Source organism: Aphanothece hegewaldii CCALA 016, assembly GCF_003007785.1.
Lineage (GTDB): Bacteria > Cyanobacteriota > Cyanobacteriia > Cyanobacteriales > Microcystaceae > Chroococcus > Chroococcus hegewaldii.
Map to the genome: position 1 here is coordinate 25,176 of NZ_PXOH01000031.1, position 24,807 is coordinate 49,982.

The 24,807-nt window shown below is 42.1% G+C and carries 24 protein-coding genes; 18 read left to right on the top strand and 6 right to left on the bottom strand.

Annotation, left to right across the window (positions count from 1 at the left end):
• The first annotated feature begins 3 nt into the window (after positions 1-3).
• From C7H19_RS20195 to C7H19_RS20255, 14 genes are all read left to right on the top strand, one after another.
• The gene (locus tag C7H19_RS20195; protein WP_106458726.1) at positions 4-2,136 is read left to right on the top strand and encodes a CHASE2 domain-containing protein; all 2,133 of its coding nucleotides are present in this window, start codon (positions 4-6) and stop codon (positions 2,134-2,136) included.
• A gap of 293 nt (positions 2,137-2,429) precedes the next feature.
• Positions 2,430-2,939 carry a hypothetical protein gene (locus C7H19_RS20200; RefSeq protein ID WP_106458727.1) on the top strand — a complete coding sequence of 170 codons (510 nt, stop codon included), beginning with the start codon at positions 2,430-2,432 and terminating at the stop codon, positions 2,937-2,939.
• 21 nt (positions 2,940-2,960) lie between these two features.
• Positions 2,961-3,293 carry a hypothetical protein gene (locus C7H19_RS25385; protein WP_146136561.1) on the top strand — a complete coding sequence of 111 codons (333 nt, stop codon included), beginning with the start codon at positions 2,961-2,963 and terminating at the stop codon, positions 3,291-3,293.
• A gap of 15 nt (positions 3,294-3,308) precedes the next feature.
• Positions 3,309-6,107 carry a hypothetical protein gene (locus tag C7H19_RS20205; RefSeq protein ID WP_106458728.1) on the top strand — a complete coding sequence of 933 codons (2,799 nt, stop codon included), beginning with the start codon at positions 3,309-3,311 and terminating at the stop codon, positions 6,105-6,107.
• 9 nt (positions 6,108-6,116) lie between these two features.
• Positions 6,117-6,995 carry a hypothetical protein gene (locus C7H19_RS20210; RefSeq protein ID WP_146136562.1) on the top strand — a complete coding sequence of 293 codons (879 nt, stop codon included), beginning with the start codon at positions 6,117-6,119 and terminating at the stop codon, positions 6,993-6,995.
• 12 nt (positions 6,996-7,007) lie between these two features.
• Positions 7,008-8,093: a hypothetical protein gene (locus tag C7H19_RS20215; RefSeq protein ID WP_106458730.1), complete on the top strand. Its 1,086-nt coding sequence runs from the start codon at positions 7,008-7,010 to the stop codon at positions 8,091-8,093.
• A 31-nt stretch (positions 8,094-8,124) separates the two neighbouring features.
• Positions 8,125-9,084, top strand: coding sequence for a hypothetical protein (locus tag C7H19_RS20220; RefSeq protein WP_106458731.1), 960 nt, complete (start codon positions 8,125-8,127; stop codon positions 9,082-9,084).
• 4 nt (positions 9,085-9,088) lie between these two features.
• Positions 9,089-10,573: a hypothetical protein gene (locus tag C7H19_RS20225; RefSeq protein WP_106458732.1), complete on the top strand. Its 1,485-nt coding sequence runs from the start codon at positions 9,089-9,091 to the stop codon at positions 10,571-10,573.
• A 12-nt stretch (positions 10,574-10,585) separates the two neighbouring features.
• On the top strand, positions 10,586-11,353 hold the full coding sequence (locus C7H19_RS20230; RefSeq protein WP_106458733.1) for a hypothetical protein: 768 nt from the start codon (positions 10,586-10,588) through the stop codon (positions 11,351-11,353).
• A gap of 48 nt (positions 11,354-11,401) precedes the next feature.
• Complete coding sequence (locus C7H19_RS20235; RefSeq protein WP_106458734.1) at positions 11,402-12,484, top strand: hypothetical protein; 1,083 nt, start codon at positions 11,402-11,404, stop codon at positions 12,482-12,484.
• Positions 12,485-12,499: 15 nt separating this feature from the next.
• Complete coding sequence (locus tag C7H19_RS20240) at positions 12,500-12,793, top strand: hypothetical protein (protein ID WP_106458735.1); 294 nt, start codon at positions 12,500-12,502, stop codon at positions 12,791-12,793.
• Positions 12,794-12,808: 15 nt separating this feature from the next.
• Complete coding sequence (locus C7H19_RS20245; protein ID WP_106458736.1) at positions 12,809-13,702, top strand: hypothetical protein; 894 nt, start codon at positions 12,809-12,811, stop codon at positions 13,700-13,702.
• The gene (locus C7H19_RS20250) at positions 13,702-14,334 is read left to right on the top strand and encodes a hypothetical protein (protein WP_106458737.1); all 633 of its coding nucleotides are present in this window, start codon (positions 13,702-13,704) and stop codon (positions 14,332-14,334) included. The genes C7H19_RS20245 and C7H19_RS20250 overlap by 1 nt, the downstream gene beginning before the upstream one ends.
• On the top strand, positions 14,327-16,081 hold the full coding sequence (locus tag C7H19_RS20255; protein ID WP_106458738.1) for a type IV secretory system conjugative DNA transfer family protein: 1,755 nt from the start codon (positions 14,327-14,329) through the stop codon (positions 16,079-16,081). The genes C7H19_RS20250 and C7H19_RS20255 overlap by 8 nt, the downstream gene beginning before the upstream one ends.
• Before the next feature lie 9 nt (positions 16,082-16,090).
• Here the strand turns inward: C7H19_RS20255 and C7H19_RS20260 are convergent, their stop codons facing one another.
• The 3 genes from C7H19_RS20260 to C7H19_RS20270 form a co-directional block, all read right to left on the bottom strand.
• Positions 16,091-16,672: a hypothetical protein gene (locus C7H19_RS20260; RefSeq protein WP_106458739.1), complete on the bottom strand. Its 582-nt coding sequence runs from the start codon at positions 16,670-16,672 to the stop codon at positions 16,091-16,093.
• 153 nt (positions 16,673-16,825) lie between these two features.
• The gene (locus tag C7H19_RS20265; protein ID WP_106458746.1) at positions 16,826-17,995 is read right to left on the bottom strand and encodes a relaxase/mobilization nuclease domain-containing protein; all 1,170 of its coding nucleotides are present in this window, start codon (positions 17,993-17,995) and stop codon (positions 16,826-16,828) included.
• A gap of 7 nt (positions 17,996-18,002) precedes the next feature.
• The gene (locus tag C7H19_RS20270) at positions 18,003-18,326 is read right to left on the bottom strand and encodes a plasmid mobilization protein (protein WP_106458740.1); all 324 of its coding nucleotides are present in this window, start codon (positions 18,324-18,326) and stop codon (positions 18,003-18,005) included.
• Positions 18,327-18,748: 422 nt separating this feature from the next.
• Between C7H19_RS20270 and C7H19_RS20275 the strand changes: the two genes are divergently transcribed.
• Positions 18,749-19,114 (top strand): VOC family protein, encoded by a 366-nt coding sequence (locus tag C7H19_RS20275; protein ID WP_106458741.1) that lies wholly within the window; start codon positions 18,749-18,751, stop codon positions 19,112-19,114.
• 293 nt (positions 19,115-19,407) lie between these two features.
• A complete protein-coding gene (locus C7H19_RS20280; protein WP_106458742.1) occupies positions 19,408-20,673 on the top strand; it encodes a glycosyltransferase in 1,266 nt (421 codons plus the stop codon).
• 31 nt (positions 20,674-20,704) lie between these two features.
• Here the strand turns inward: C7H19_RS20280 and topA are convergent, their stop codons facing one another.
• Both topA and C7H19_RS20290 read right to left on the bottom strand, forming a co-directional pair.
• Positions 20,705-22,879, bottom strand: a complete 2,175-nt coding sequence (gene topA, locus C7H19_RS20285) for a type I DNA topoisomerase (protein WP_106458743.1) — start codon at positions 22,877-22,879, stop codon at positions 20,705-20,707.
• A gap of 109 nt (positions 22,880-22,988) precedes the next feature.
• Positions 22,989-23,477: a methylmalonic aciduria and homocystinuria type D protein gene (locus C7H19_RS20290; protein ID WP_106458744.1), complete on the bottom strand. Its 489-nt coding sequence runs from the start codon at positions 23,475-23,477 to the stop codon at positions 22,989-22,991.
• Between the two features lie 280 nt (positions 23,478-23,757).
• Between C7H19_RS20290 and C7H19_RS25390 the strand changes: the two genes are divergently transcribed.
• Together C7H19_RS25390 and C7H19_RS20295 are read left to right on the top strand one after the other, a co-directional pair.
• Entirely contained in the window at positions 23,758-24,030 is a 273-nt protein-coding gene (locus C7H19_RS25390) for a hypothetical protein (RefSeq protein WP_146136563.1), read from the top strand.
• Between the two features lie 98 nt (positions 24,031-24,128).
• Positions 24,129-24,449, top strand: a complete 321-nt coding sequence (locus C7H19_RS20295; RefSeq protein ID WP_181280688.1) for a hypothetical protein — start codon at positions 24,129-24,131, stop codon at positions 24,447-24,449.
• A 27-nt stretch (positions 24,450-24,476) separates the two neighbouring features.
• On the opposite strand, the gene C7H19_RS20300 is transcribed toward C7H19_RS20295, so the two are convergent.
• On the bottom strand, positions 24,477-24,807 hold a 331-nt coding region (locus tag C7H19_RS20300; RefSeq protein ID WP_181280643.1), incomplete at its 5' end, for a transposase.

Here is a 24,807-nt window from a genome sequence, read left to right on the forward strand (position 1 = left end):
CTTATGTTTGAGCAATTTAAGAAATTTGTTTGGGAATGGCGAGGAGCAATAATCACAGTTTCTAATGTAACTGTATTGATTACTCTAGTACGCTTGCTCGGTTGGTTTCAGCCTTTAGCATGGTCAAGTTTAGATCTACTCTTTAAAATTCGCCCTCAAGAACCGCCCGATAACAGAATTATCATTGTTGGTTTAGAAGAAACAGATATACAAAAATACAAACAGTGGCCGATTAGCGATCGTCTTTTAGCTAAACTGATTACTAAAATCAAAACTCAACAACCAAGAGTTATTGGTTTAGATCTACACCGAGATATTCCAGTTCCTCCCAGTTATGAAGAACTAACTAAAGTCTTTAAAACAACGCCTAATTTAATTGGTATTCAAAAAGTTAGTGGTGACCAATTTTATCCAACTATTGCACCTCCCCCCATTTTAGAAGAATTAGGCCAAGTAAGTGCTAGTGATTTAGTGATTGATCGAGATGGGGTTCTCCGTCGTGCGATTCTTTTTCCGCGAACCCCAGAACAACCAGCTTTACCGAGCTTCGGACTAGCGGTAGCTTTTGAATATTTGGAAAAAGAGAGAATTCATCCAACTCCGTCTGCTGATGGTGGTTGGTTAAAATTAGGTAATACTGTTTTTTATCCGTTACAAAAAAACGAAGGTAGCTATCTTAATGTAGGAACGGCTGAATATCAGATTATTCTCAACTATCGAGGAGCAAAACAAGCTTTCCAAAAAGTTAGTTTTACTCAGGTTTTAGAAAATGAAATCGCTTCCGATTTATTTAAAGATAAAATTGTCTTAATTGGTTCAAGAGCGATTAGCTTAAAAGACTACTTTTATACTCCTTACAGTAAAGGCGAAAATTCATCCCCTCTACTAACGTATGGTGTAGAAATTCATGCTAATGTAACGAGCCAGATTATTAGTACCGTACTTGAGCATAGATCACTGATTAGAACTTGGCCTGAGCCTGTAGAATACCTCTGGATTTTTGGATGGATTTTACTTCCATCAGTTTGGGCATGGCAATGGCGTACTACTCAAAATGCAATTAAGCTTTTCTCGATTATTAGTTTAGGAACAATAACTTTCTCAGTTATTTTACTGGTAAGTGTTTATCTGGCTTTTCTAAATGCTTGGTGGATTCCTGTTATCTCTCCGCTTTTTGGTCTGGGGTTATCAAGTATTATTATCTCTTTTGCTATTTATATCAGTCGCCTTCAGGAAGCTAATTTTAGTTTAGAAAAAAAAGTCAAAGAACGAACTCAAGAATTAGAAGAAAATCATCAACAACTTAAGTCAACTTTGCATCAGCTAGAAACTACTCAACAACAAATTATAGCTCAAGAAAAATTAGCTTATTTAGGAGTTATCAGTGCAGGAATTACTCATGAAATCAGAAATCCTGTTAATCTTATTAAAAACTTTGCTGACCTATCATTAGAGTTAGAACAGGAGTTACAAGAATTATTGAAAAATGATTCAGAAAGTTTCAATGACGAAGAATCTCAAAATATTCATGAATCTCTATCCTTAATCCTTGAGAATCTTGTAACTATTAAAAATCAAACTCAACGAATTGATCTTATTATTAAGGCTCTCCTTCCACAAGCTAATACTCAAGACTTAACGCCAAGCTTAACTAATATTAATCAACTTCTTGATACGGCATATAAGTTAGTTCATCATAGTAAAAAATCACACAATAATACAGTTAAAATTAAATTAGTTACTAATTATGCTCCTTCTTTAGAAAATATAAAAGTAGTAGTTCCCGAACTGACTCAGGCATTAATTAATATTATTGATAATGCTTATGATGCTGTTACACTAAAACAACAAACTCACTCAGATAACTATAAACCTACTATTTCACTAATCACTAAAGATTTGGGAGCATCTGTAGAGATTGGGATCTACGATAACGGATTAGGAATACCGTTGGAACTACAAACACAAATTTTTCAACCCTTTGTTACTACTAAACTGCCAGGCTCAGGAACGGGATTAGGTCTATCAATTACTCACGATATTATTGTTGGCAAGCATCGCGGTGAACTCAAGTTTGAAACTGAAGTAGGATGTTACACCAAGTTTATTGTTACTCTACCTAAAAATAATTTTTGAAAACGATAAAACATAAATAAATTAATTATTTTAATAAAATTTACGTTAGAAGAATTTATCTGGATTTTGTTTATTTCTATTAATTCAAGAATTTATCACTAAATTAGTAGTTTTGTTTGAGAGTAATTGCTGGTTTATGATTTCTTATTGATGTCGTTATCAATCTTGGAAAAATTGAGGCTTAATTTTTGCACATCCAACAACACCATAGTCTGCATGAGGCGAAAAAACTCTTAGTCATTTCTCAGTTTTTAGTTTGCTGATACATATTAGTTTTCCACCGATTAAGAAACATGAAAAATCTATCTATCCTTCCGAAAAAGCAAATTGCTAATTTTCCTCTGGCTGAAAAATTTGCTTTAACACTGATTGGTTATGGCATTCTTAACACCCTCCAAGCTGATCTTGTTTACTTCTTTCTCCTTTTTATTACTGCCGTCTGCTCTATTTTTTGGGAAGACATTCTGATTCGTTCTGGGCAAGCTAAGGTATTGTCTTGGATGGTTTTGACTGGCTTTCTAACTGCTATGTTCGTTACTCAGTTCAGTGGTGTTGCTCATGCCTTGTGGCTCGACAACATTGAACAGTGGATGTCTGGAGCCTTTCCTCAGTCAACCGATTTAGCAACGCTTATTTTTAATGTGATGCGGGCGTTTTATGTCCTGTACTTGATTGCCAGTGGTATTGGTGTATTTATCGCTGCTCGGCGGCAGGAAGGACTTTGGGAAGCTGTTCAACTCCCCTTATTGAGTTTGCTCATTATTGGTGTGGTTGACGTAGTAGCTGGTTTTATCGTGACTTAATCAGAAGCGAGGACTGAAACGATGACCAACGATCGCCGTATGAAGAAAGTCAATCGGATGATTGGGAAAGTTCCTTTAATCGGTAATTTTACTCCCATACAGTGCGTTAATATCTGCATTGCTTTTATCGTTGCCTACATCGTTCATGCCAATTTTAATCAGTTTGCCATTACTATCGGCGTTTGGCTCTGGGTTTTCTTTACGCTAACTTTAGTGCTGGGTAGCCATCATTGGCAGTACCTCAACAAATTTCGCCGAGTGCCGCGCTGGGTTAATGGCAGACTCTACTACTGCGGATGGTATTCATCAGAGCGCAATCGCAAACAGAAAAAGCGTCATCACAAAGCACGTTAATTTCTCCGAACAACCATGCCAAAAAAACTCAAAAAAGTGAGGGTCGATGTTTATGACCCAATCCAGAACTACCTCGATTTAGCCAGCTACTGCCGATTTTCTTTTGACCAAGATATCGGTGTTTATCTTCTCAAAGCTAGTCCTGATGACCCGCCTACGTTTGTTTTTGGCTGGGAACTTGAAGGCATTCACTCCTACACGCCACTCGATCAACTGCAACAACGCATTGAACGCGCCGAAACGGGTTTAAAAGACTTTCCGCTAGGTGATTCTTTGATGTTGCGATCGCTCATTCTACCTGATGACAGCGATCGTCAATCTTATCTAGATAAGCTAATTGTCTCCTCTCCCTGCGATGAATTGAAATTTTTTCTTTACGGCGAAAAAAGTCGAGTTCGTGAGTTAACTCTAGATGGCTACCGCGTAGTTAAGAAAGACTTTCTCTTTGTTACCTATAGTGCTGAAAGTGAAAAGGAAGCGGCTGATTGGATTGAACGCGCTCTCTTTTGGGTACAGGGACACATATTATCCTATTTTGGTGAAGCCAATACCTTCGGACAAGAGCAGTATGAACGAGCATTTCGAGGAGCAAAAGAAGCACAAACTCAATGGCATTCTTTTATCACAGACAAACTGGAGTTAAAAGCTCGTATCTTGACGGCTGATGAAATGCGCTCTTACGCTTGGTCACTGTTTAATGATACGCCCGACTCTGAAGAATTTCCTCAACTGATTACTTATGATCGTCAAGGGCTAAAACTTCAAATGTGGAGTGAAACCAGCCCCGCTACGCTTTTATTCCAGCATCATGTTCCAATGCCAGACAGACGTTGGATTTACAATCCCGCGACTAAAACCTACTGTACTGTTTTGACCTTTCTGGATAAACCCTATGGCTGGAATGATGCGAAAGAACAAGCTGGATATCTTTTTCGATTGTTAGAGAAACGGCGAATCAAACACATTGAGTTTATTTCTCAAATTTGGCGGGGGGATCAGCGTGTTGCTCGTATTTCGATGGAAAAGCTGATCCGTGAAAGTGTGAACCGTGACAAATCTGCCCGTAAAAAGCAGAACATTGATGTAGGTGCCAATCTACAAACTGAGGAATCTGTTCAAGCTCAAGTATCGCTGATCCAGGGAAATGTACCGTTTCACGTTGGCATGGCAATGATTGTTCACGCAGAAACGCCAGAGGAAGCAGACCAAATTGCACTAGAGATTAGAAATTCTTTTCAATCTCCAGCAGTCGTTATCCAAGAAAAAGAGGTCGCTTGGGAAATCTGGATGCAAGCAATGCCTCTAACTAAAGCTAAACTTCTCCAAGCCACTTTGACCAATCGTACTTTGGACTATCTCAATACGGAGGTACTAGGTCTTTTTCCATTACTGACTACAGTGACAAGTAGCCATAAGGGAGTAGAGCTAGTCGCTCAGGATAGCAAAATTCCTGTTTACTTGAATGTTTTTGAGTATGAAGGGCGGCACGTTGGCTTTTTTGCAAGTAGCCGTAGTGGAAAATCTGTCTTTATCGGTTCTGTTTTAACGCTTTCTCTTTCTCAGGATATTCCAGTAATTGCTATTGATTATCCTGGTTCATCAGGACGCTCAACCTTTACTGACTATACCCAATATCTCTCGGTGATCGGCGATTACTTCGATGTTCGGGAATATTCTTTTAATATTTTCGACCGCATTGATCTTTCTCGCATTTACGAGCCAAAAGAGCGATCTAAACGGTGGAGTCTCTATCTAGGCTTTCTCAAAGACACTTTAACTTCGATGGTTTTGGGCGGTTCTCAGGCTGCTGTTGAAGGGAGATTGGAAACCGAAGTCAAAACGGTGATTTCCTTTGTCGTCAATGCCTTTTTCAAAGATCCTGATATTCTTGCCGCGTATGAGAAAGCTGAAGCTGGTAAGCTTGGTAGTCCTGAGTGGAAATTATACAGCCCAACCTTAAAACATTTCATCGCAAGATGTAGCAGGGAAGTTATTGCTAGTGAGCTTCCCGAAGATTTTGCCATGAACTCCGAAGCCCTTGAAAATACATTATATTTTGTCAAACTGAGGCTGAGTTACTGGTTACACAGTGAAATCGGCTCTGCAATCGGCTCTCCTAGTACGGTTAAACCCGATGCCAAACTGATTGTCTTTGCGCTAACGGCTCTCAAAGAAGATGAATCGGAGATCTTTGCTCTCATTGCTTTTACGGCTGCTTACAGTCGTTCATTGGAGTATCCCCGTAGTCTCTTTTTCATTGATGAGTCACCCATTCTGATTAAGTTTCCCGCGATCGCTAAGATTGTTGCTGCTCTGTTTGCCAACGGTTCTAAGTCGGGGATTCGGGTTGTATTAAGTGCTCAAGCACCTGACCAACTGGCTCAAAGCGCGGCCACTAGAGGCGATATCTTACAGAATATGCACTATCGATTTTTAGGACGAGTCGAAGAGACAGCGATTGAATCGTGTTGTCGAATTCTTGGTGTGTCTGAAACTATGGTTAAGCGTTGTGCTGAGTTTGAACCCGATCGTGTCCAAGGAAAAACTCAGTGGCTGTTCTACGATGGTAGTCGCTATACCTTTGTCAATTACTACGCGCCTCCCGTACAGCTTGCGACTTTGGCTAACAATACAGACGAAGCCAAAGTAAGAACCGCCTTAACCGAACACTATCCCGATAACTCATTTCTCGCCCTCTATCAGTTTTCGCAAATGTACCGCAAGGCAGCACAAACACGCAAAGGCATTCTTGAAGTGTACGAGCAAGAAAAGCCGATTACTAGCCCTCAACAATCCATGTCTATCGCTTCGTGAGGTAATTTAATGATGTTTTTCCAATCAAATGTTCCTAAATTAAAACTATCAGCAAAACAGAAAAAGCTTACTACGCTTGGGCTAATTGTTGCAGCCATTTTCTCCCCAACAACCGTTTTCGCTTTCAACTCTTCTTTTATCGATCTTGCTAATAAACTCTCAGGAGGATGGACAGGAGAGGCTTTAGATCTTTACAAGGAAGTCAAAGGATATGTCGAAGATATTACTAATTCAGATGGTCGAGAACTTTTACAGCTTGTCCTCGATAAATATATGGAAACGTGCAATGGAAGCAATAATCAGTACATTACTGCGCCTGAAGGACTTTGTGGACTGGTCACTGCTGATGGTTCAAAATTAGGCGATCTTCTGGAAACAGCAAGAGGAACGCTAAATATTCCAATTCCTCTTGACTATCAAAAAGAAATTCGCTACGAACTCGATCAAAGTAATAAACTTCCTGTTTGGGGTTACTACACCAATTCAGGTCAAGTTCAAGGCCTTGTGATGAATGCAGGAGATAGAGGAGTTACAGCACTTCATGCCGATACGATTCTGGGTGAAGATGGACAGCAGCAGGTATCCGACTCCTTAGAAAATGCGGCAGAGGTCACTCAATCGATTTTAGAAACAGGTGAAGAAGCTTTAAAAGCCGAAAGTACACAAGATGCGGTGAAGATTCTAGCTTGGACAACTGCCCAGCAAGCTATTCTGGCACAACAGCAAGTCAAAGATGGCCAAATGAGTCGTGTTGACTCACAAATTGCCAATCTAAATTTGTCTAACATCTCTGAAACACTTGATGAGCAACGCTCAGACCGTTATGCAAAAGAGCGTGTGAATGTAGAAGGTTTTGTTAATGCAGCAACTAGAGCAGGTTTGTTCTAAGGGGGTGATACTGTGTTTGTTTTTACACCACTGCTTGGTGCAACCTTAAGTGATGTCTTGCAAAATGGGCTGGAAGATGCTCAAAAAGTCTCTCAGACTTGGGACAATAACTGGAACCTTGTTTTTGGCAATGGTTCGGTTGGCGGTCAGACGCTTTATGCTGCAATCACTAATTTGGGCTTACTTTTTGCTGTTGCTGCTTTGATCTTGTCTGGCGTTCGGATCTATCGTGCTTTAAACGAATCTCGACCTGTCGATGCAGTAGCCGTCTTTTGGGCAGTTCTAGCAATCAGTCTTTTTGCAGGTCAGGGAGCATTGTTAGCGATCTGCGTGATTCAGCTTCGCTCTTTAGTCAATCAAGTTTCTAACGGGGTTTTAGCTGGAACACTGGCTGGAGTCAAGATCGATGAAGTGTTAAAGGAATTGCAGGGCGGGATGATTCTAAAAAGTGTTCTGGAGTTTATCTATAAGCCCTGTTTGTCGATGCAAGGACAAGATCAAGTCGCTTGTTTGCAGGGTGCAGCAGGACAGGCTGATGTCATTGCTAATACGATTGGGGCGGCCTTCGGCCCGCTTAATTGGATTGGCAGTATTATTGATCGCTTTAAAGATGCAGGCAATGCTTTGCAACAGGGTGATTCTTTTAGCCTCGTCGGACTTTTTTCTCCTGTCTGGCAACCCATTGTCTACTCGATTCTCTACTGGTGTATGCAAGCCTATCAGCATCTTTTAGAAGCTGTGCTTTTAGTAGTTGGACTGATGTCTCCTCTTGCGGTGGGCGGTAGTCTCTATTTTTTCGGGGTCAATTCTCTCGTTGCATGGCTGACTGGGTTTTTCTCGGTTGCCCTAGCCAAGATTTGTTTTAACATTCTCGTCGGTCTAGCTGCGGTCACAGCGACTAATTCTGGGGTTAACGACCCAGGCTGGTTCCCCTTGTTTGTAGGAGTTTTTGCTCCTGTTATTTCCTTTTCCCTAGCATCAGGTTCAGGGTTTGTCGTCTGGACAGCCTTTACCAGTATCGTTGGCGGTACTGTTACTGCTGGGGCTTCGGCAGTGATGACAGGTGGGATTCCTTTATCTGCCCCATCTCGAAATTAATCGATTATTCTTTATATCCCGTGAAGATATTATGTCATTTAAACTTTTCGGACATAAAAATGAAAATGTTTCAAGTGCCAATGCCGATCGCTCCCAAATCTCCTTACAGCACATTCGCAAATCTTTTGAAAAACGAACGAACCTTTTAGGATTATGGGCCTTTCTACTTTTGAATCTAGGCGTTTTGGCGTTGGTCTTTGGCTCTAATTTAATTGTCCTCGTCCAAGCAGGACGAATTGCCAATAAACCAGGAGCAATTCTGGTTGAGCAATCAGACGGAAGGGGTTTTTTAGTCGATGCAATTCCTGCAACACAAAGAACACCCAAAGCCATTCAGCGATTTACGTCAGAAGATCTGACGGCTATGTTTACTGCTGCTCCCATTTCGCAAAAAAAGAGTTCATCACAACGATTGGGTTTTGAATCACAGGGGCAATTTGATGCTGGCATTCGCGTTCCAAAACTAAAAGGTTCCGAAGGTGGAGATCGCGTTACAGTCAGTGCTTATGTTGTTGTTATGGGTGCCATTGCCCCAGAGTTTAGAGATGCTTTTCTCTCTCGACTAGCGACAATTACCCCTCAAGGTGTATTTACAGGTAGTACACAAATTTTCTTCAAGATTGATTTTATTGGTGAGCCAATTCCGATTGAAGGTAAGCCTGGACAGTGGACGGTGACCGTTGTTGGGGCGCGTTATATCCTTGATGGCGATTTGGCTAGTTCTTCAAATCCTTTATCTCAAATTGAACCACAGCCTTTTCGTCAAGTTTTGTATCTCCAATCCGTTAATCCTCAGTTCGAGCCACTTCCTGACATTTCTACAGAACTGCAAAAAGAGATTTTTGAGATTACTGCGATCGGACTTCGGATTGTGAAAATGGCTCCTATTGATACCACCATACCGCGTGGGGGAGATTTTCTGGAATTACCTGAGAGTACACCTCAGAAAAATTCAAAGCCAACTGAATCAACCCCTAAAAGCAAGGAATAACATTATGTCTGACAAACTCAAACAGATTCAAGATGTTCTGGGGTTCAATGGTTCCTCAACCAAAAACACTACGAATAGCAATACTGCTCCTGCTGAACCAACCAGTACAATACAGGCAACAACTCCTGATGTTCCGCTTGATGCCGACTTAGAAGAGGAATTCCAGCAGCATTTTACCTATCACAGTTTTGCGAGTCACCCTTTAAGTAAGCTTTCACTTGTAGCACTGGGTACAGCAGGAGTCGTTGGTTTTCTTGTCCTTTTTTATAGTTTATTTCAAAATCCAATGGGGAACTTGCAGGCTTCAAACGGAGGTGCAAAAAGTCGAGATGCTCAAACCGAAGAATTGTTCGCTCAAGAGTCGGAAAAGCGGGAAAAAGAAGAACTTTTAGCTCAATTAGCACTTTCTCAACAAGCACAACAGATGAAACGCCATCAAATAGACAAAAAATCCGATGCACCTGCACAACCTTCACTTAAGGAAAAACCAGAAACTCCCAAATCTAGGATAAGTCAGCAAAATGTGACTCCAACGTCTCCACGAAGAACTAGAGCAGTTGCAAGGCAATCATCGAGAGACTTATCCACTTCTTCCTATAATCAACGTCCCTATCGGATTAATCAAGTACCTGTTAAACCCAGAGAAATTATATCCCGACAGCCTTTAGTTCGTTCGATTAAGCCAAGTTCAAAGGCAATCGATCCTCAAAAACAGTGGCAAGATTTAGCGGCTCTCGGTTCGTTCAAAGCGAAAGTAAATAATAGTAATGCGTCGTCTCCTCGACCCATTCCCTTAGTTGCTGAAGCGGATGACAAAACTACTGTTAGCGATAATCCTTCAACCGTTTTAGTCTCTCAGCAAAAAGTTACCTCAAATCATTCCGAGCAAAATGTTCCAGTACAAAAACTAAACGGACGAATTGAAGGAGGTCTTGCTGTACCCGCTAATACGAGTGTTTCTCCTAATCGTGACTCTGAAGAAGAACTCTTAGTCTCTATCGTTCTGAATGAACCAATTAAAGATCGACTCTCAAAGTCATTGGTTCCTTCTGGAGCAAGACTAACGGCTATGGTGAAAGTTAACGGCCCGATGATCTCTTTTATACCCCGTAAACTCGCTTATGAGATTGAAGGGCAATATCAAGAAGTCGAACTGCAACCCGATGCGATCGCTATCTCTGGGAAAGATGGCCCAGTCATTGCTGAAGTCCGAACGGTTGGTGAAGATGGTGGCGGACTTTCAGTTAACCAATTAGGACAACTAGCAGGTGCATTAGGTGGATTAGCTGGAATTGAAAAAGCCACGAATTTTGCTCTAGTGTTTAATGCACTTAGTGGTGGAAGTAATCGCCGCACTCATAATAATGGCATTCGGATCTACACGGTTAATGATGGCACTTCTGTAACCGTAAGGTTGACTCGTCCTTTAGCTTTACCTCTAGGCGCATCTACGACTGAAACGGCTACTCCAGAATTAGATTTTGAATAGGAGAAACACTTCATGCAACAAACATTACCTATATTGTTGTGTGCTTCAGTATTTTCTTTGACTGGCAATACGATGGCACAAGCTCAAGCACGTCCTACGACAAACTATAGCCGAAACTTCAACGCCAGCCAAATAGAAGCTCGTCAAGGAAAGTTTCCCACTTTAATGGTTTGGCCAGGTGCAGGATTAACCGTCAATCTATCAGGTCTTGCCAATGAATATGTTAAGCAAATTTGGCTTGATGATCCTTCAAAATTGACTCTTGACTATGCAGGCAATCTGTGCGTAATCCTACCCTGCGCGGGAGGTGTAAAAGTGCTGCATCTCAAACGGATTACTGGCTTGCAGTTTCAAAATCTTCCTGCTACATCTTTAACAACACTAACGGTGGTGACACTTTCCCAACAAGGTGAACGGATTTACAAATTCATTCTTACCTACGGCAAAGGGCGACCACAATACCTTGTTGCTAATTTACTGCCGACTGTAGCCTCGAAGCCGCCAAATCTGCCTCGCCTTACGCTAACGAACAAAACTCCCAGTCGGGGTATACCTCTTTCACCCGAACGGATTGCTCTTTATGAAAAAGGACTAACTCGCGCTCAACAAGAACTGAATACGACAACCAAAAATCGACTTGTTTTGACTCGAGTCGAACTATTTTTAGAAGATCTTAAAGCAGGCTATGGCGAAGAAGAAGCACGAGGGCGAAACAATCTTTCTCAAGATACCCTTGAGCGCATTCTTCAACTAGGCACTCAAGCACAAGCCGTCAATTAAGAGCGATCGTTCTTAACTTTTTTTCTAATTTAAATTGTGGAGGTCTTTATGGTTTCCGATTATCTCAAACATCTTACTACTCTGTTGCTTGCAGGCACACTCGTCTCATTAACACTACTCCCCCCTCGCCCAGTCAAAGCCCAAACGCCTAATTTTGCAGGGCTTTCGATTTCCGATCTCGGTACAGTCATGCGTGATGGGTCATTTGGGGATATTTCTTGGCGTGCTGGAACACCTGCTGCTGAAATCCTCCAATTAGGAGCTTTTTCTGATACCAAACTGCCTCAGATGTCGATGGGTTACATCCTTAAAGAGATTGGTCTTTCCCCTCAGAAAGTTTCTTTAGAAGCGGCCCCTTTTCTCAAAAAACTTTCACTAAAGGATTTTGTCAATACCATCCCTTTGTTGGGTTCAACTCGATTAAAGCAGGTTGCTCCCTTTAAAGCACTCATCAAACAACAGTTTGGTTCTGATGTAGCTGAAAATCTATCTAACCGAACGCTTTCGCAACTCTCTCGAAATGCTAATTTCAGTTCTTTAACTCTAGAGGAGTTATCGACTTTAAATAATTATTCTTTGAGTTCAATTCCAGGGTTAAGCGAACTCCCTATAGAAAAGTTTACTAATTGGGAGAACTTACCTATTTCTAATATTCCTGGACTCGACCAACTTCCTTTTAAAACTTATCTCTCTGATTTGATAGATGTCAACCTACCTTTAGCAATGGCAGATGTTGTGTTTTCTGATGAGGAAGCTAATCGCACCAATACCATTACTGGTAGCTATAACGAGGGATTTCAGGTTCCCTGCAATCAGTCCAACTGCGCTCATCTTGAACTTGGCGACCTACCAGGATGGCCAAAGCTGATGCAAGGTAAACAGTGGATCTCAGGCGATTCTCAGTGGGTGAGTGGGGGTTCAGGATGCCTGACGGGAAGGGAACCAACGGGGCGACATCCCTTTAGTAAAAGCTTTAAGGTTGTGCTGAATGAAACTGACGAAGCAGCAGGCCAAGCACAGTTTTCACTTTATTTTCGTTTTGCTATTTTCTGTGGCACTTCACCCTACATCATCGGGCCATTTCCGTTTTACTCGGTTAAAGAAAAAGATACGGTCATTGTTGGATTTTAAGGAGGAATATCAATTATGCACACACATCTATTAGACCTCGATCGCTTACTAGAAGAAGCCAAAAAACTGCCACCTGCGGTCACTCCCGACTACCGATGGAGAGTTCTTGAATTTTTTTGTGACGGATATCTGGCTCACCAACAAAGCGCACTTGGCATTCACTATCAAGCCTTTGTCTCACCCACCTACCGCCCTCAGCAGATTGTGATTGCTTTTGATGGGATGCCTGTTTTTGCTCTGAACGGCAATCAAGTTGCTCTTGACCGTCTCGTTCAGCCAATCGATCGCTACCAGTGTAAACCTTTATAACCCGAGGTAATATTGATGACCACTATCGAAAATGGAGAAGCCATTCAAGGCACACAAACCGCACAGCAGTTAGAGAATGAATCAATGCGGCTCATGTTTACAGCTATCAACCAATTAGCTGTAACTGTATCGGTACTGATCGAAGAAGTAAGAGCTTTACGCCAAAAGACCGAAGAACAGCAGCAGAATCCATCACAAGAACAGCAACAAGACTCTGCTCCTGAGCAGGCTAATGATCTATCATCTCCTTTATCACCCGCTTTACAACAGCAGTCGTCCGAAAGTGAGGCACTCAAGAACCCACAAAGCAAAACCGAAACTGTCGTTCTTCCACCCGAATTAACTTTAAAGGGTTTTAATAGCATACCTACTTTTACACCCATTAAAGCAGAGGATAAAGAGACTTCAACCGAGCAACAAATCACCGCACTCTATGCGATCCAACAAACCCTGACTAACTCTGAGCGTGTTCGTGATGAAGCGGTTCGGACTAAGTTTTCTGGGCTGAATCGTTTAGTTGAAGGTGCTAGGGAAATTGCATCTTCTATTACTACAGCTATTTCAAAGGGCATTGAGTGGCTTAAAGAAAATTTTAACTCTCGCTCGCTTGCAGAAGACCTCAAACGACAATCGACTGTCACACATTTTGCTAATCGATTGCTTGATTCTGCGGGTCATCGTTATGAAGATGGTCGAGTGATCGTTCAGGGAACAAATTATCGCTTTGAACGTGATGTAGAAGGCAGTATCACAATTACTGATACATCTAAACAACAGCGTGGCGAACTTTTTTCGGTCAAACAAGGTGTTTTGGTGGATCATCTTCAATCTAAAGACTTAAATCATTTCCTCAAAGCAGCACAGGTACTTAAAAGCCAAGAACAACAGCCCAAAGGAGCAGAACGCTGATGGAATCACGTTGGGGCGGATTACTGATCGACATTTTCCGCCCGCCTGTTTTTGTACAACTGATGGCGCGATCGCTTCAGATTGCTTCTTTTCATGTTGCCTTTTTTTCGGAACAGCCCATTTACCTCAAACTATTGTTTCTTTATCTGGCTACTTGGGTACCCGTTCCTGGAACAAATCGTTTTTGCCGTAGAGAATTACTGGGCAGGTGGGGTCAAATCGGTCTCTACTACTTGGCTTTCCAGGTACTCCAGTATGATTTTGTTTCCTCAGTTAACCTACCTGTACTGGCCTTATCTGCCTATTCTCTACTTCCCTTCCGCCTTAGTAGCATTTTGGTGTGCGTCAATCTCTCTCATTTAGCTCTTTCGGAGGCTAATCGATTGAGAGCCAAGAATCAACTACCGATGCTAGCTGTAGGCTGTTTTCTTGTCCAGATTCCTCATTTTTTTGGAGTTAAGGATGCAATCATCGAAATTCTGGCTGTCATGCTGTTTTTGTTGGCGTTTACTCTTTATTTGGAAAAGCTTCAGAAGAATCTTCCTCTGAGTGATTTTTTAAGTCACTTCCTTATGCTTGCTTACTACCTGATTCCAGCACTCGCCGCTATAATTTTTTCGTCTTATGTCTAATCATCAAAATCACAAAATTTATGAGTCAGCCTCTATAGGAACACAACTTGCTGAATCCTTTCAGAATAGTGCTTTCGTTAAATACTTCGTTTCACCTCAAGGTTTGACGATCGTTGCACTCCTGTTATTCCTCGGCATGGGGTCGTTGATGCAAGGTGGTAAAGGAACAAAAGTCACTAAAGGAAAATTGGCAAATGGTCGTTTTGGAGGGACAAAGGAATTATCACAAGCTAAAAAGGTCGCTTTAAATCAACTTCTAGTCAGACAAAAACAGCCTGTAGCTGTTTGGATCGGTGAACCAACCAATAACCCTTTGAGTAAACCCCCGATCTATTTGCCCGAAGCCAACCGAAGTACCCTTGTTATGGGAGCCGCAGCAGCAGGTAAAACCGTTTCAGCCATCAACCAAATTGCGATTAGTGCCATCGATCAAGGTTTTCCTGTAGTAGAATTTGACTTTAAGTATCCCGATCAAACATCCATTCTTGCTAGTTATGCCAAAGCAAAAGGCTATGAAATTCACGTTTTTGCGCCTGGCTTTCCTGAATCTGGGAGACTCAATCCGATTACGGAATTTCTCGATAATGAATTAAGCGGGTTGTATGCGTCCCAACTGGCGGAGGTAATGAATGCTAATTTTAGAAAACAGGGCGTAGCACAAAGCGAAGACGGCTACTTCGGGCCTGCGGGAAATCAACTGGTTAAGGCAACGCTGTTATTGGCTCGGACGATGAAGTATCCCGATCTGATTACCTGTTCTAAGATCTTAAATATTGATCGCCTCGCCCGTCGTATTCTCGCCAAGCGCGGGGAGATGAACCCGTGGATCGTCGATGCCTTTGGTCAGTTTACCTCATCGGCAGGATCAGAAAAAACTGAATCGAGCATTCAGTCTACCGCTCAACTGATTTTCAATCGTTTCCAGATTCCAGAAGTTTTGTCCGTTCTCTGTGGTGAGAATACCATTCCAACAAGGCTAACTGGCAAGAAAATGCTCATTTTAGGACTTGATCAAGAAAAACGAGATGTCTTGGCTCCCTTATTTGCCACAATCATTAATCTACTGGTCAACCGTAACATGGCGATGCAGCGTCAAGATCCCATCTTTTTCATCCTCGATGAACTTCCCACGCTTTATCTACCGTATCTGAAAAACTGGCCGAACGAACATCGTAGTAAGGGGCTTTGTCTAGTGACGGGCATTCAGAATAAGACTCAGGTTGAAGGGATGTATGGTGATGTTGAAGCAAGAACAATTATCGGTGCATTTGGAACTCGAATCTACATGAATCCTCAAGACATCGATACAGCAGAATGGGTGGCTAGAGGTTTGGGAGATAAAGAAGTAACTTTAAAGTCTCGTAGTCGAAGTCTGACTGGGGGCAAGGCAACTACTAGCTATTCTGAAGAAGTGCGGACTGTTCCTCTGATTTCTGGCTCTCGGATTAACCAAATGCGAACGGGACAAGCGATTATCATCAATCCACATTTCATTAGCGGTGATGAAGGTTTTGTACCTGTGAAAACTAAAATTCAACTGAGTTCTCGTTATCGAAAACTTATCAAATGGACGGAAAAAGCTTGGGATCAATCAATTCGCCCTAGATTGATTGAAAAGGCAGGAAATCAGTTTTCTATTACTGAGCAGGATTTAATTGCAAGACAGCAGGAAGTTGATCGTATGTTTCCAGATACGCTGCTCAAAAAAGAAAGTGAGTCATCAGATCTGTTCTCGGCACTGCTTTAAAGTAATGTCTCAAGCTTTCTGGCAACTTTTGGTATCTTTAAGAAATTGAGTCCAAGTCCCTGTTTTCGTAGTTCCCAGGCTTTTTTGAGCAGCTACCACTGTTTCGGCACAACTGGTTAGCCCTGCTTTCTGACTAGCTGTTTGTGCCTGATTGAGTTCTTGTCGGATCATTTGCCGTAGAATCTTTTCTCTACCTTCAATCTCCTGCTTAGTCTGTCTTGGACTGGCAGCTTTTTCGATAATCGTTGGTTTAGCAATGTTAATAATTTCTAAATCTCGTTGGTAGGCGATCGCTTTACCCAAGTGAATTTTAGCCGATGTACCGTTTGTGACATTTGGCATTGATTCAGCTTTCTCGAATTGTTTAAGTGCTTCTTCACCTTTACCCCGTTCTAAAGTAGCATAAGCGGCTCTTACCACTCTTTCTGGTGTTTTGTTGGCTGTGTTTTGCAGCATTCTTGGAGCGGAAGCAAACATCCCAAATAGGACAAGACCAATGACAAAACGCAGGGGATTGGTCGTTGTCCAGTTAAAAACAGGCAGTAGGTAGTTACTAGGACGAAAAAACATAGAAGTTTGAGGAGTGTTCATCACCCTCATTTTAGCGTTCGATTTAGACTGAAATGCTTGTCGCGACTATAATCTGTAGATTTTTCACAATATTGGTAAAGAAACTGAAAATTTCAGTTTTTTAGGAAAAAACTATGATGACACACTCAACCTAATCTTCTAAAACAGACCAATTCATAGACAATTTTCTCTGGGATTATATTTCTGTAGTACATCAACTGCTCCCTCAGCAATCTGTTTTATGTATTGCTTGGCAACATTAAGAAACCGATCTTGTGAAAATTCTTGATGCCAATGTCTGACTGTATCGCTTTGAGTTAAAATCATTTTTGCTTCTTCTAGAGTGTGACCCGACTTCAGCGATAAAAGAGCCACCCCAATATCGATATCTTCATTTTCTTTATTACTGAATTGTGGTAAATCACGAACTTGAGTAGCGAAATTGATATATTTGGCTCTTAACTGCATTTTTCGTGGCTCTAGCTCGTCTTCTGATGGTTTTGCAGCCTCATTTGGCATGAAACTTACTTGAGCTTCTACTCTTATTCTTTCTTTGGAGTTTTCATTTGGTCTGCTCCTAACTATTTCTGGATCGGTCATTTTCGTAGCAAAATTAGCTTCTAGGCTAGTCCAAGAATAATCTCTGCCTAGTTGCCGTCCTTGAAAAGCGACACCATTTAACTTATACGAAATTCCTTCGATTTTGCCCTCGTTGGATTTTCTTAGTCGAACGCTGATATCTTTGGCAGATAGATGTTCGATAAATTCATCAAGAGAAAGACTTTCATTTAGTGCTTGTTGAATGAATATTTGAAGCTGGCTTCTGCTACTCACCTCACCTGTTCTTCTCTCTTTGCGAATTTCTCCTGTAGTTGGCGAGCGTTTTCCCTTATTCCAACTGCAAGGTGTCGCAAATAAACCAAATTGCTCCTCTAATTGCCTGACTAAAACTTCAGCCCGTCGATATTGCCACGAATCACTAACCACAGAGCCATCCGTAATCTTAATACGGTTGGCGATAATGTGGATATGATCGTGTTCGGTGTCTGTATGACGATAGATGGCATATTGACTACCATTAAATTCCATACCTTTTAAATAAGCACGTGATATTTCTACCCATCGGCGGTCGGATAATTGTTCAGAAGGAGAAACCGAAAGACTGGCATGATAGACACATTTGGTAACTCGTTTTCTTAAGTCTGAGGCGATTTGAAATTCATTAGCTAAACTTTCTGGGTCTTGACCGACCATATTTGAGCCAATCAACCTAGCTCCTGATTTATGATGGACATAATTTAAGACTTTTCCAAAGTTTGAACCTTGAACTTGTTTGGCGATCATAAAATTTTCATCCATCATGTTTTTTGGAAATTGGTTCTAGACCTATTAATTCGCTTCTGACCTGTTTAAGTAATTCTTGAAGTTCTCTTAAATCTTCTGAATTCATTTCAATGGTTTGAAGATACTCAGAAATTTTGCTGAGTTCAAGATAAAGTTTTCGGTTCACTTCAGGGACAAACTTTCTTCTTCTCGCCATTTGATTAAGAGTGTTTGCCCTAATCAGTTCACTCAAGGTTTGATGCTGTTCTGAGGCTAATTCTTGTAATTTTTTCTTTTCTTCTGGTAGAAAGCGGACTCCAATAAGGCTGCTTTTCTTATGTGATTGAGTCATATCTTTATCGTTTACCCGTGAGCAATTGGCAATTTCTTCTAACTTTAGTTTGACACAAAATCAGCAAGCCTGTTTAACAATAACACGGCTTGCTCTCCTCAATACAAGATTTTTAATAAGCTGATACAAGCTAGAAAAAGAAAGTATAGGTTTAATGTTAATACCAGAAAAGAAACGAGAAGATTATGACTCAATTTAAAATGAACAGAATACTTATAAAAAACTAACTGATGACTCAATGCAACAGATATTTATCTTGTATTTAACTCAGGGATACTTATTAAAAATAAGCTTAGATATACTGAATTTTGCTTTTCTTTCATGACGGACTGATCGCTAGAATAGAGAAAAGACTTCAAAGCAAACAGACGAGTTGTTCGCTCACTGTTATTGGACTTTTCAGTTAGAGAAGGAGGGATGCTATGACGATTACGCTCAATCACACGATCGTACCTGCCCATGACAGAAAAGCATCAGCCGAGTTCTTTGCTCAAATTTTTGGACTTAAGGTTGAACCGGGTGTCGGTCACTTTGCGGCGGTCAGGGTTAATGATACCCTAACACTTGATTTTGCCGAGCGGGAAGAATTTGAGTCGCATCATTATGCTTTCCATGTTAGCGACTCAGAATTTGATGCCATTTTTGCACGGGTCAAAGAGGCGGGTTTATCCTACAGTAGCGACCCGATGCACCGTAATCTAGGCCAGATTAACCACAGACAAGGCGGTCGTGGCTTTTATTTCTTTGACCCTAACGGTCATAACCTAGAATTACTGACTCGGACTTAGGACGATTTGAAATTTGCTCTCATCCCGAACATTTCAAGAAAAGCGACGACTACTCTATCCCTTCTGACGACTGAGCTAAGGTTTTTAAGCTTTTTGTGCTTGATTGGTGATTAGAGTGAAATTCTGCTCTTACAGGCAGTAAACTAACTCGTCATCAAATCCAGTCAGATGCTTAACTGGTAATGCTTTAAGAAGATCACAACGGAGCCATCAAGATATAAAAATATTTGCGGCTGTTGTTGTCCCCTTAATATACTGTTTTAGGTAATGCTACTAATCGAGGGGCGTTCATCGTGAGCCGTATTGTTTTGACGACCATTGGTTCTTTTGGGGATCTTCATCCCAAAATTGCGCTTGCTCTTGAACTACGCTATCGGGGTCATGAGGTGGTGTTAGCAACCCATCAAGAATATCAAAACAAAATTGAAGCTTTAGGATTGAATTTTCACCACATACGCCCTGATAACACAGCACTCAACGATCCTCAAGAGATGGCGAAAATGATGGATCTCAAAACAGGTACAGAATATGTGATTAAAAATTGGATCGGTGCGAATTTACGAGAAACCTATACCGATTTAATGGATATTGCCAAAGATGCAGACTTTATTGTTGCAGGTGAAGGAGTTGTAGCGGGTCGATTGGTGGCAGAAAAATTAGACATTCCCTGGGCGTTCGTCGTACTACAACCTGCCTCATTTCTCTCCATTTACGACCCCTCAGTTCTCCCCATCCTCCCCTTTCTAGCTAAATTTCGAGGTCTGGGTTCTCTGGCTAATCGAGGTATCCTACAATTATCAAGAGTCATGTCTCGCTCTTGGGCTGAACCGATTCATCAATTCCGTCGGGAACTGGATTTAGTGCCTCTGAAAGGAAACCCCTTCATTGACGATAAGTATTCTCCTTACTTAGTGCTGGCGATGTTTTCCTCGGTTTTTGCCAAGCCACAACCCGATTGGCCAGCCAATACACTCATCACAGGGTTTAGCTTTTACGATGGCAGTAAAAACGGAGTGCAACTTCCATCAGACTTAGAGCAATTTTTAGAAGCTGATGAACCACCAGTTGTTTTCACTTTAGGATCAGCCGCCGTCATGACTCCCGGTCAATTTTACAAAGAAAGCTTATCGGCAGCCAAGCTCCTCAATCGCCGTGCTGTTTTGCTCATCGGCAAGAACGACCCTCCTAAAAATCTTTCAGACGACATCATTGCTGTGAGTTATGTACCCTACTCTCAAATTTTTCCTTATGCTTGTGCCATTGTACATCAAGGTGGCATTGGCACAACGGCTCAGGCACTCAGGGCTGGTCGTCCCACGCTGGTGATGCCCTACAGCCATGACCAGCCTGACAATGCAGCTAGGGTGGAACGATTGGGGACTTCACGGACGATTACTCGTAAGCAGTATCAAGCGGCACGAGTCGCCCAGCAGTTACGACAACTGTTAGACAATTCCAGTTATAGTGCTAAAGCAGCAGAGATTGGACAGATTATCCAAGCCGAAAATGGGGTTAGTCTGGCTTGTGATGCGATTGAGAAACAACTGCAATCAGTCTAAATATCAATAGCCTAACAAAATTTTATTAATCTTAAGCGATCGGAAGTTCTCCATATTTTTTTGACCAGAAGACATTTCTCGACTCAAAATAAGCAACTCCCTGATGCTTTTTATCTGTCCTCGCTTCCCCAGATGAACAGACCAACATCCGTTTTTTCTGTCCGTCCTTCTCATACTCTCGTATTGCTAACTTCTTCCCGCATACTGGGCAGGCATGGTCAGTTAAGTATAAAGGCTTAGAGTTTAAACTAGAAGGGTTTTCTGGCTTTTCGACGGGCAATTCCCAAACTTTACGCCATTTGTTGTAAAACATGACTGCCTGACAGCTTGAACACTTAAGAAAATAATCCTTATGCAGTTTCTGGGATTTTGAGGGAACTTCAACCATCTTTTGTCCACAACAAGGACAGTCAAATTTCGACTCTTTACCCGCAGGGCTGATCACATTAGCCTTTGGTGGGTTAGCTTTAGATACTGGTTGGCTTTCAATGACCTTTAAGGCTTTTTCTAGAGCAACGGCAAAATAATCCTCATTCCAATCGATGATATACCGTTCCCAGTTTTCCTGCCCCGAAGCAATAGCATCTAACTTATCTTCCATAGAAGCCGTAAACTCAGCTTCTAACAACTCTGGCAGGGTTTTTTGCAAGAAAGCATCGACTTCTAATCCCAGTGTCGTCGCTTGAAGTTGCCGTTTCTGTACTTCAGCATAACCTCGTTCCTTCAAAGTCTTCACCGTAGGCGCAAAAGTCGAAGGTCTACCAATGCCCCGTCGTTCCAACACCTGTACTAATTTAGCTTCTGTATAGCGAGGTGGCGGCTGAGTCTGTTTCTTTTCGTGGCTGGCTTCTTCAAGGTTTAGAGGTTGTTTTGGGGAAACTTGAGGCAATACTGAATCAGCAGTGATGTCTTTCCAATATTTGGCATATCCAGCAAAAGTGACGATTTGCCCTTTCGCTTGCCAGAATAAGCTTCCTGATTGGGTGATGATGCGAGATTTAACAATTTGTGCGCTCTTACACTGGCTGGCTACGGTTCTAAGCCAAATCAGCAGGTAAAGTTCAAATTCCTCCGCCGCAATCTCCTGTTTTAGCTCCGATGAGGGTTTGCGAATGTCAGTCGGTCTAATCGCCTCGTGCGCTTCCTGTGCGGTCTTTGATTGACGGTAAGTAGTAACTTTTGCGGGGACATTCTGAGGATCTTTTTCTTCCAGCCATTGTTTGACTGTCTGGCAAAATTGGGGATCTAGGTAGACGGAATCCGTTCGCATATAGGTGATGTGTCCCCCTTCGTAGAGATTCTGTGCTACCTGCATCGTTTTTTCGGGACTCCACTTGAGACGGCTACCTGCTGCTTGTTGCAGTGAGGAGGTGGTGAAGGGAGCAGGTGGGGTTTTACTGACGGTTTTTCCTTCGACTTTGAATACTTTATGGGAAGATTGGCGGGCTAGGCTAACCAATCTATCTGCTTCGGCTTCACTTAAAACTTTAGTGGCTTCAATCTTCCTTTCCTCTCCTTCACCTGCATCATCCCTTTCTTCAGTTTCTTCCCTATGAGGTTGAGTTGAGGCATTTTCACCAAGATAGTAGGCTTTAAATCCTTCGGAGTAGGTGACGGTAACTAGCCAGTAATCTTGGGGCTTGAAGGCTCCTATTTCCCGTTCCCGTTGACAAAGGATGTGTAGGGCGGCTGATTGGACTCTCCCAATAGATTTAGCTCCGTTGTTCAGTTTCCATACCAGAGGAGAACCTTTAAAACCGACCAGTTTATCCAAGACGGAACGGGCTAGGGCGGCGTTGACTAGGTTCGAGTCAATTGGGCGAGGTTGTTTGAGGGCTTCTTGTACGGCGGCGGGTGTAATTTCTCGGTAGGTAACGCGCTGAGGATTTCGTAAATTCATGACTTCTTTGAGATGCCAGGCGATGATTTCCCCTTCTCGGTCTTCGTCGGTGGCTAAAATGACTGTATCTACTTGTCGGGCCAGTTCCTTCAATTCAGCGATCGTTTTCTTGGCTTGCGAGTTTCTGGGGAGGAAGCGGCAGGAAATGCTATCTTTGTTGAGGTCGAAGCCGAGATGGTCATCCCCATCTTTAGCCAGTTCCCTGATGTGTCCGCCACTGGCTCTGACAAGATACTCCGAGCCTAAAATCTGCCGTAGTTTCTTGATTTTTCCAGGGGCTTCAATGAGAAATAATTTTTTGGACATCTGCTGCTCGATGGTCTGAGGATGAAAAGACTACAGATACTTTCCACCTCTTCAGTATACCAGTACAAATTAACTCAAAGCTTTAGGATCGAAGTTTTTCCTAACAGCGTTACTTCCAGACCATTTCCGTTAAGATTGACTGAACTGCGGTCGCTGTTGCTTGTGATAGAAAAAGCCCAGGATAGACAGCCGTCTGCCACACGGGATGCTCCAGTGCTTTACAGCCCCCCGCCGTTTGAGAAAAGTCGAATCCCAATGCGTGATGAACCGTTGCGACTAAATCAAAAATTAATTGGCCTTCCTGTGAGTATTGTGGTGTCCCGTCTTTAGGAGAAATAATTTCGCTCAAAAATCTCCTTTGCTGACTCGTTGCCTGGAAAACTTCACCCCAAGCCAAAAATCGCTCTTTCAATCGGTCTTTTTCTAACTCAATCAATTCCCCTTGACCCTCTAAAAGCAATTGGGATTTAAGTAAGATTAGCACGATCGTTTGAGGAGGGACTTTCCAATCTGGCAGTAATTTTTCCCAATGTTCGATCATAAATGGAGTAGGTGAATCAAGATAGATCTCTACAGTTTTCTGTCTTTGATGTTTCATTCTTCTGTTATTACTGGTTTCTCCTACTTTGAACGCCACCGAGCAAGACACACAAAGCTAGCCCTCCTAATCTTAAAACCATTAGGTGATTGGTTGTAATCTTGAGTCGTTGTTCTGTAAGGGATGAGGATTGATTCTCTTAACGTCTGGATTACTTCAATTTTCAATCTGGCACGGGTTTGAGGTAGTCATAACATCAGTCTGTATTCTTATTATTATTGGCCTGTATTGTGATCTCTTGACCAGCGTGAGGATAATTCGATTCGGTCTACTCTTGAAGATGAACAGTCCGAATAACGGTTATTTCTTTTTCTTAGGTCAATTTTTACACCAAGCTTCTTTTCGCATTTTTCGCTTGATGTGCCAAGTCGTCAGAATTAAAGGGCTCCAACGCATGACTGATAGATTAGGAAAAGCTAACATGAATGCAGACCATCGCAAGTTGATTAATCTGAGATGCTTACTCACCGTGTCTTTAACAAAACATCTTGAGAAGGTGTTGTTGCTTTCTTTGCTTAATAACATCAACGATGTCTGGCGAGAGAAAACTTGAGTTCTAACCTTAGAGGGTTACGCCAGTTTCAATTTGGATGCTTTAATTTCAACTTAAATCAATTTGTTGCTAGTGTCAGGTTAAACAGAGCCATGTTGATGCCTCTCGATTTTTTGTTTCGTTTGTTGTCCAATCTGATAACAATCGCCCTGCTTGGTGGCGGAGCTTACATTTACTATCAGTGGTACGAAGGGGTATTAGTTAGCGATCGCTGGCTCTATCTCAGCATTGGACTCCTTTTATGGTCGTTCTTCGGCTTTCTCCCGATTTTGCTGCTCCATCGGAGTGGACGAGATGAACCGAAACCGATGCGTAGCAACCAAGTGCAACGTTTAACCAGACCCGATGGCAGCGAAATTCAAGTCGAATTTTACGGCTCCCAACTCGCTCCAACTCTGCTCCTGATACCAAATCCGTAGTTATTAGCCATTGTATACAAAGAGGTTTTAACCAGCCTTGAAAACTTCTGGATCTGGCCACCAATGATAGTTAGTCAAAGCTTGAATTTGAGGTTGCATTTGTGCAAGAACATGACAGCGTTGAGCGAGAACCACTTCCAAAGCATCAAGAGTTTCAAAGCTCTTGTTGACCAAAGGCTCATCAGCCAAAGCCCAAAGTCTCTCGGCTGGTTGTAATTCGGGAGAGTAAGGAGGTAAAGGCTCAAAAAAGATGCCTAATGGTAACTCAACTTTCTCGCTCATATGCCATCCAGCGCGGTCAAGAACCAAAAGGATAATTTTGTCTTGTCCTGCTCCTACAGCTGCGGCAAAGGATTTT

Excerpts from the sequence above, each read along its gene's own strand:
- C7H19_RS20195 (WP_106458726.1), top strand. The coding sequence starts at position 4 with ATGTTTGAGCAATTTAAGAAATTTGTTTGGGAATGGCGAGGAGCAATA.
- C7H19_RS20200 (WP_106458727.1), top strand. The coding sequence starts at position 2,430 with ATGAAAAATCTATCTATCCTTCCGAAAAAGCAAATTGCTAATTTTCCT.
- C7H19_RS25385 (WP_146136561.1), top strand. The coding sequence starts at position 2,961 with ATGACCAACGATCGCCGTATGAAGAAAGTCAATCGGATGATTGGGAAA.
- C7H19_RS20205 (WP_106458728.1), top strand. The coding sequence starts at position 3,309 with ATGCCAAAAAAACTCAAAAAAGTGAGGGTCGATGTTTATGACCCAATC.
- C7H19_RS20210 (WP_146136562.1), top strand. The coding sequence starts at position 6,117 with ATGATGTTTTTCCAATCAAATGTTCCTAAATTAAAACTATCAGCAAAA.
- C7H19_RS20220 (WP_106458731.1), top strand. The coding sequence starts at position 8,125 with ATGTCATTTAAACTTTTCGGACATAAAAATGAAAATGTTTCAAGTGCC.
- C7H19_RS20225 (WP_106458732.1), top strand. The coding sequence starts at position 9,089 with ATGTCTGACAAACTCAAACAGATTCAAGATGTTCTGGGGTTCAATGGT.
- C7H19_RS20230 (WP_106458733.1), top strand. The coding sequence starts at position 10,586 with ATGCAACAAACATTACCTATATTGTTGTGTGCTTCAGTATTTTCTTTG.
- C7H19_RS20235 (WP_106458734.1), top strand. The coding sequence starts at position 11,402 with ATGGTTTCCGATTATCTCAAACATCTTACTACTCTGTTGCTTGCAGGC.
- C7H19_RS20240 (WP_106458735.1), top strand. The coding sequence starts at position 12,500 with ATGCACACACATCTATTAGACCTCGATCGCTTACTAGAAGAAGCCAAA.
- C7H19_RS20245 (WP_106458736.1), top strand. The coding sequence starts at position 12,809 with ATGACCACTATCGAAAATGGAGAAGCCATTCAAGGCACACAAACCGCA.
- C7H19_RS20250 (WP_106458737.1), top strand. The coding sequence starts at position 13,702 with ATGGAATCACGTTGGGGCGGATTACTGATCGACATTTTCCGCCCGCCT.
- C7H19_RS20255 (WP_106458738.1), top strand. The coding sequence starts at position 14,327 with ATGTCTAATCATCAAAATCACAAAATTTATGAGTCAGCCTCTATAGGA.
- C7H19_RS20260 (WP_106458739.1), bottom strand. The coding sequence starts at position 16,672 with ATGAACACTCCTCAAACTTCTATGTTTTTTCGTCCTAGTAACTACCTA.
- C7H19_RS20265 (WP_106458746.1), bottom strand. The coding sequence starts at position 17,995 with ATGATCGCCAAACAAGTTCAAGGTTCAAACTTTGGAAAAGTCTTAAAT.
- C7H19_RS20270 (WP_106458740.1), bottom strand. The coding sequence starts at position 18,326 with ATGACTCAATCACATAAGAAAAGCAGCCTTATTGGAGTCCGCTTTCTA.
- C7H19_RS20275 (WP_106458741.1), top strand. The coding sequence starts at position 18,749 with ATGACGATTACGCTCAATCACACGATCGTACCTGCCCATGACAGAAAA.
- topA (WP_106458743.1), bottom strand. The coding sequence starts at position 22,879 with ATGTCCAAAAAATTATTTCTCATTGAAGCCCCTGGAAAAATCAAGAAA.
- C7H19_RS20290 (WP_106458744.1), bottom strand. The coding sequence starts at position 23,477 with ATGAAACATCAAAGACAGAAAACTGTAGAGATCTATCTTGATTCACCT.
- C7H19_RS25390 (WP_146136563.1), top strand. The coding sequence starts at position 23,758 with ATGAACAGTCCGAATAACGGTTATTTCTTTTTCTTAGGTCAATTTTTA.
- C7H19_RS20295 (WP_181280688.1), top strand. The coding sequence starts at position 24,129 with ATGCCTCTCGATTTTTTGTTTCGTTTGTTGTCCAATCTGATAACAATC.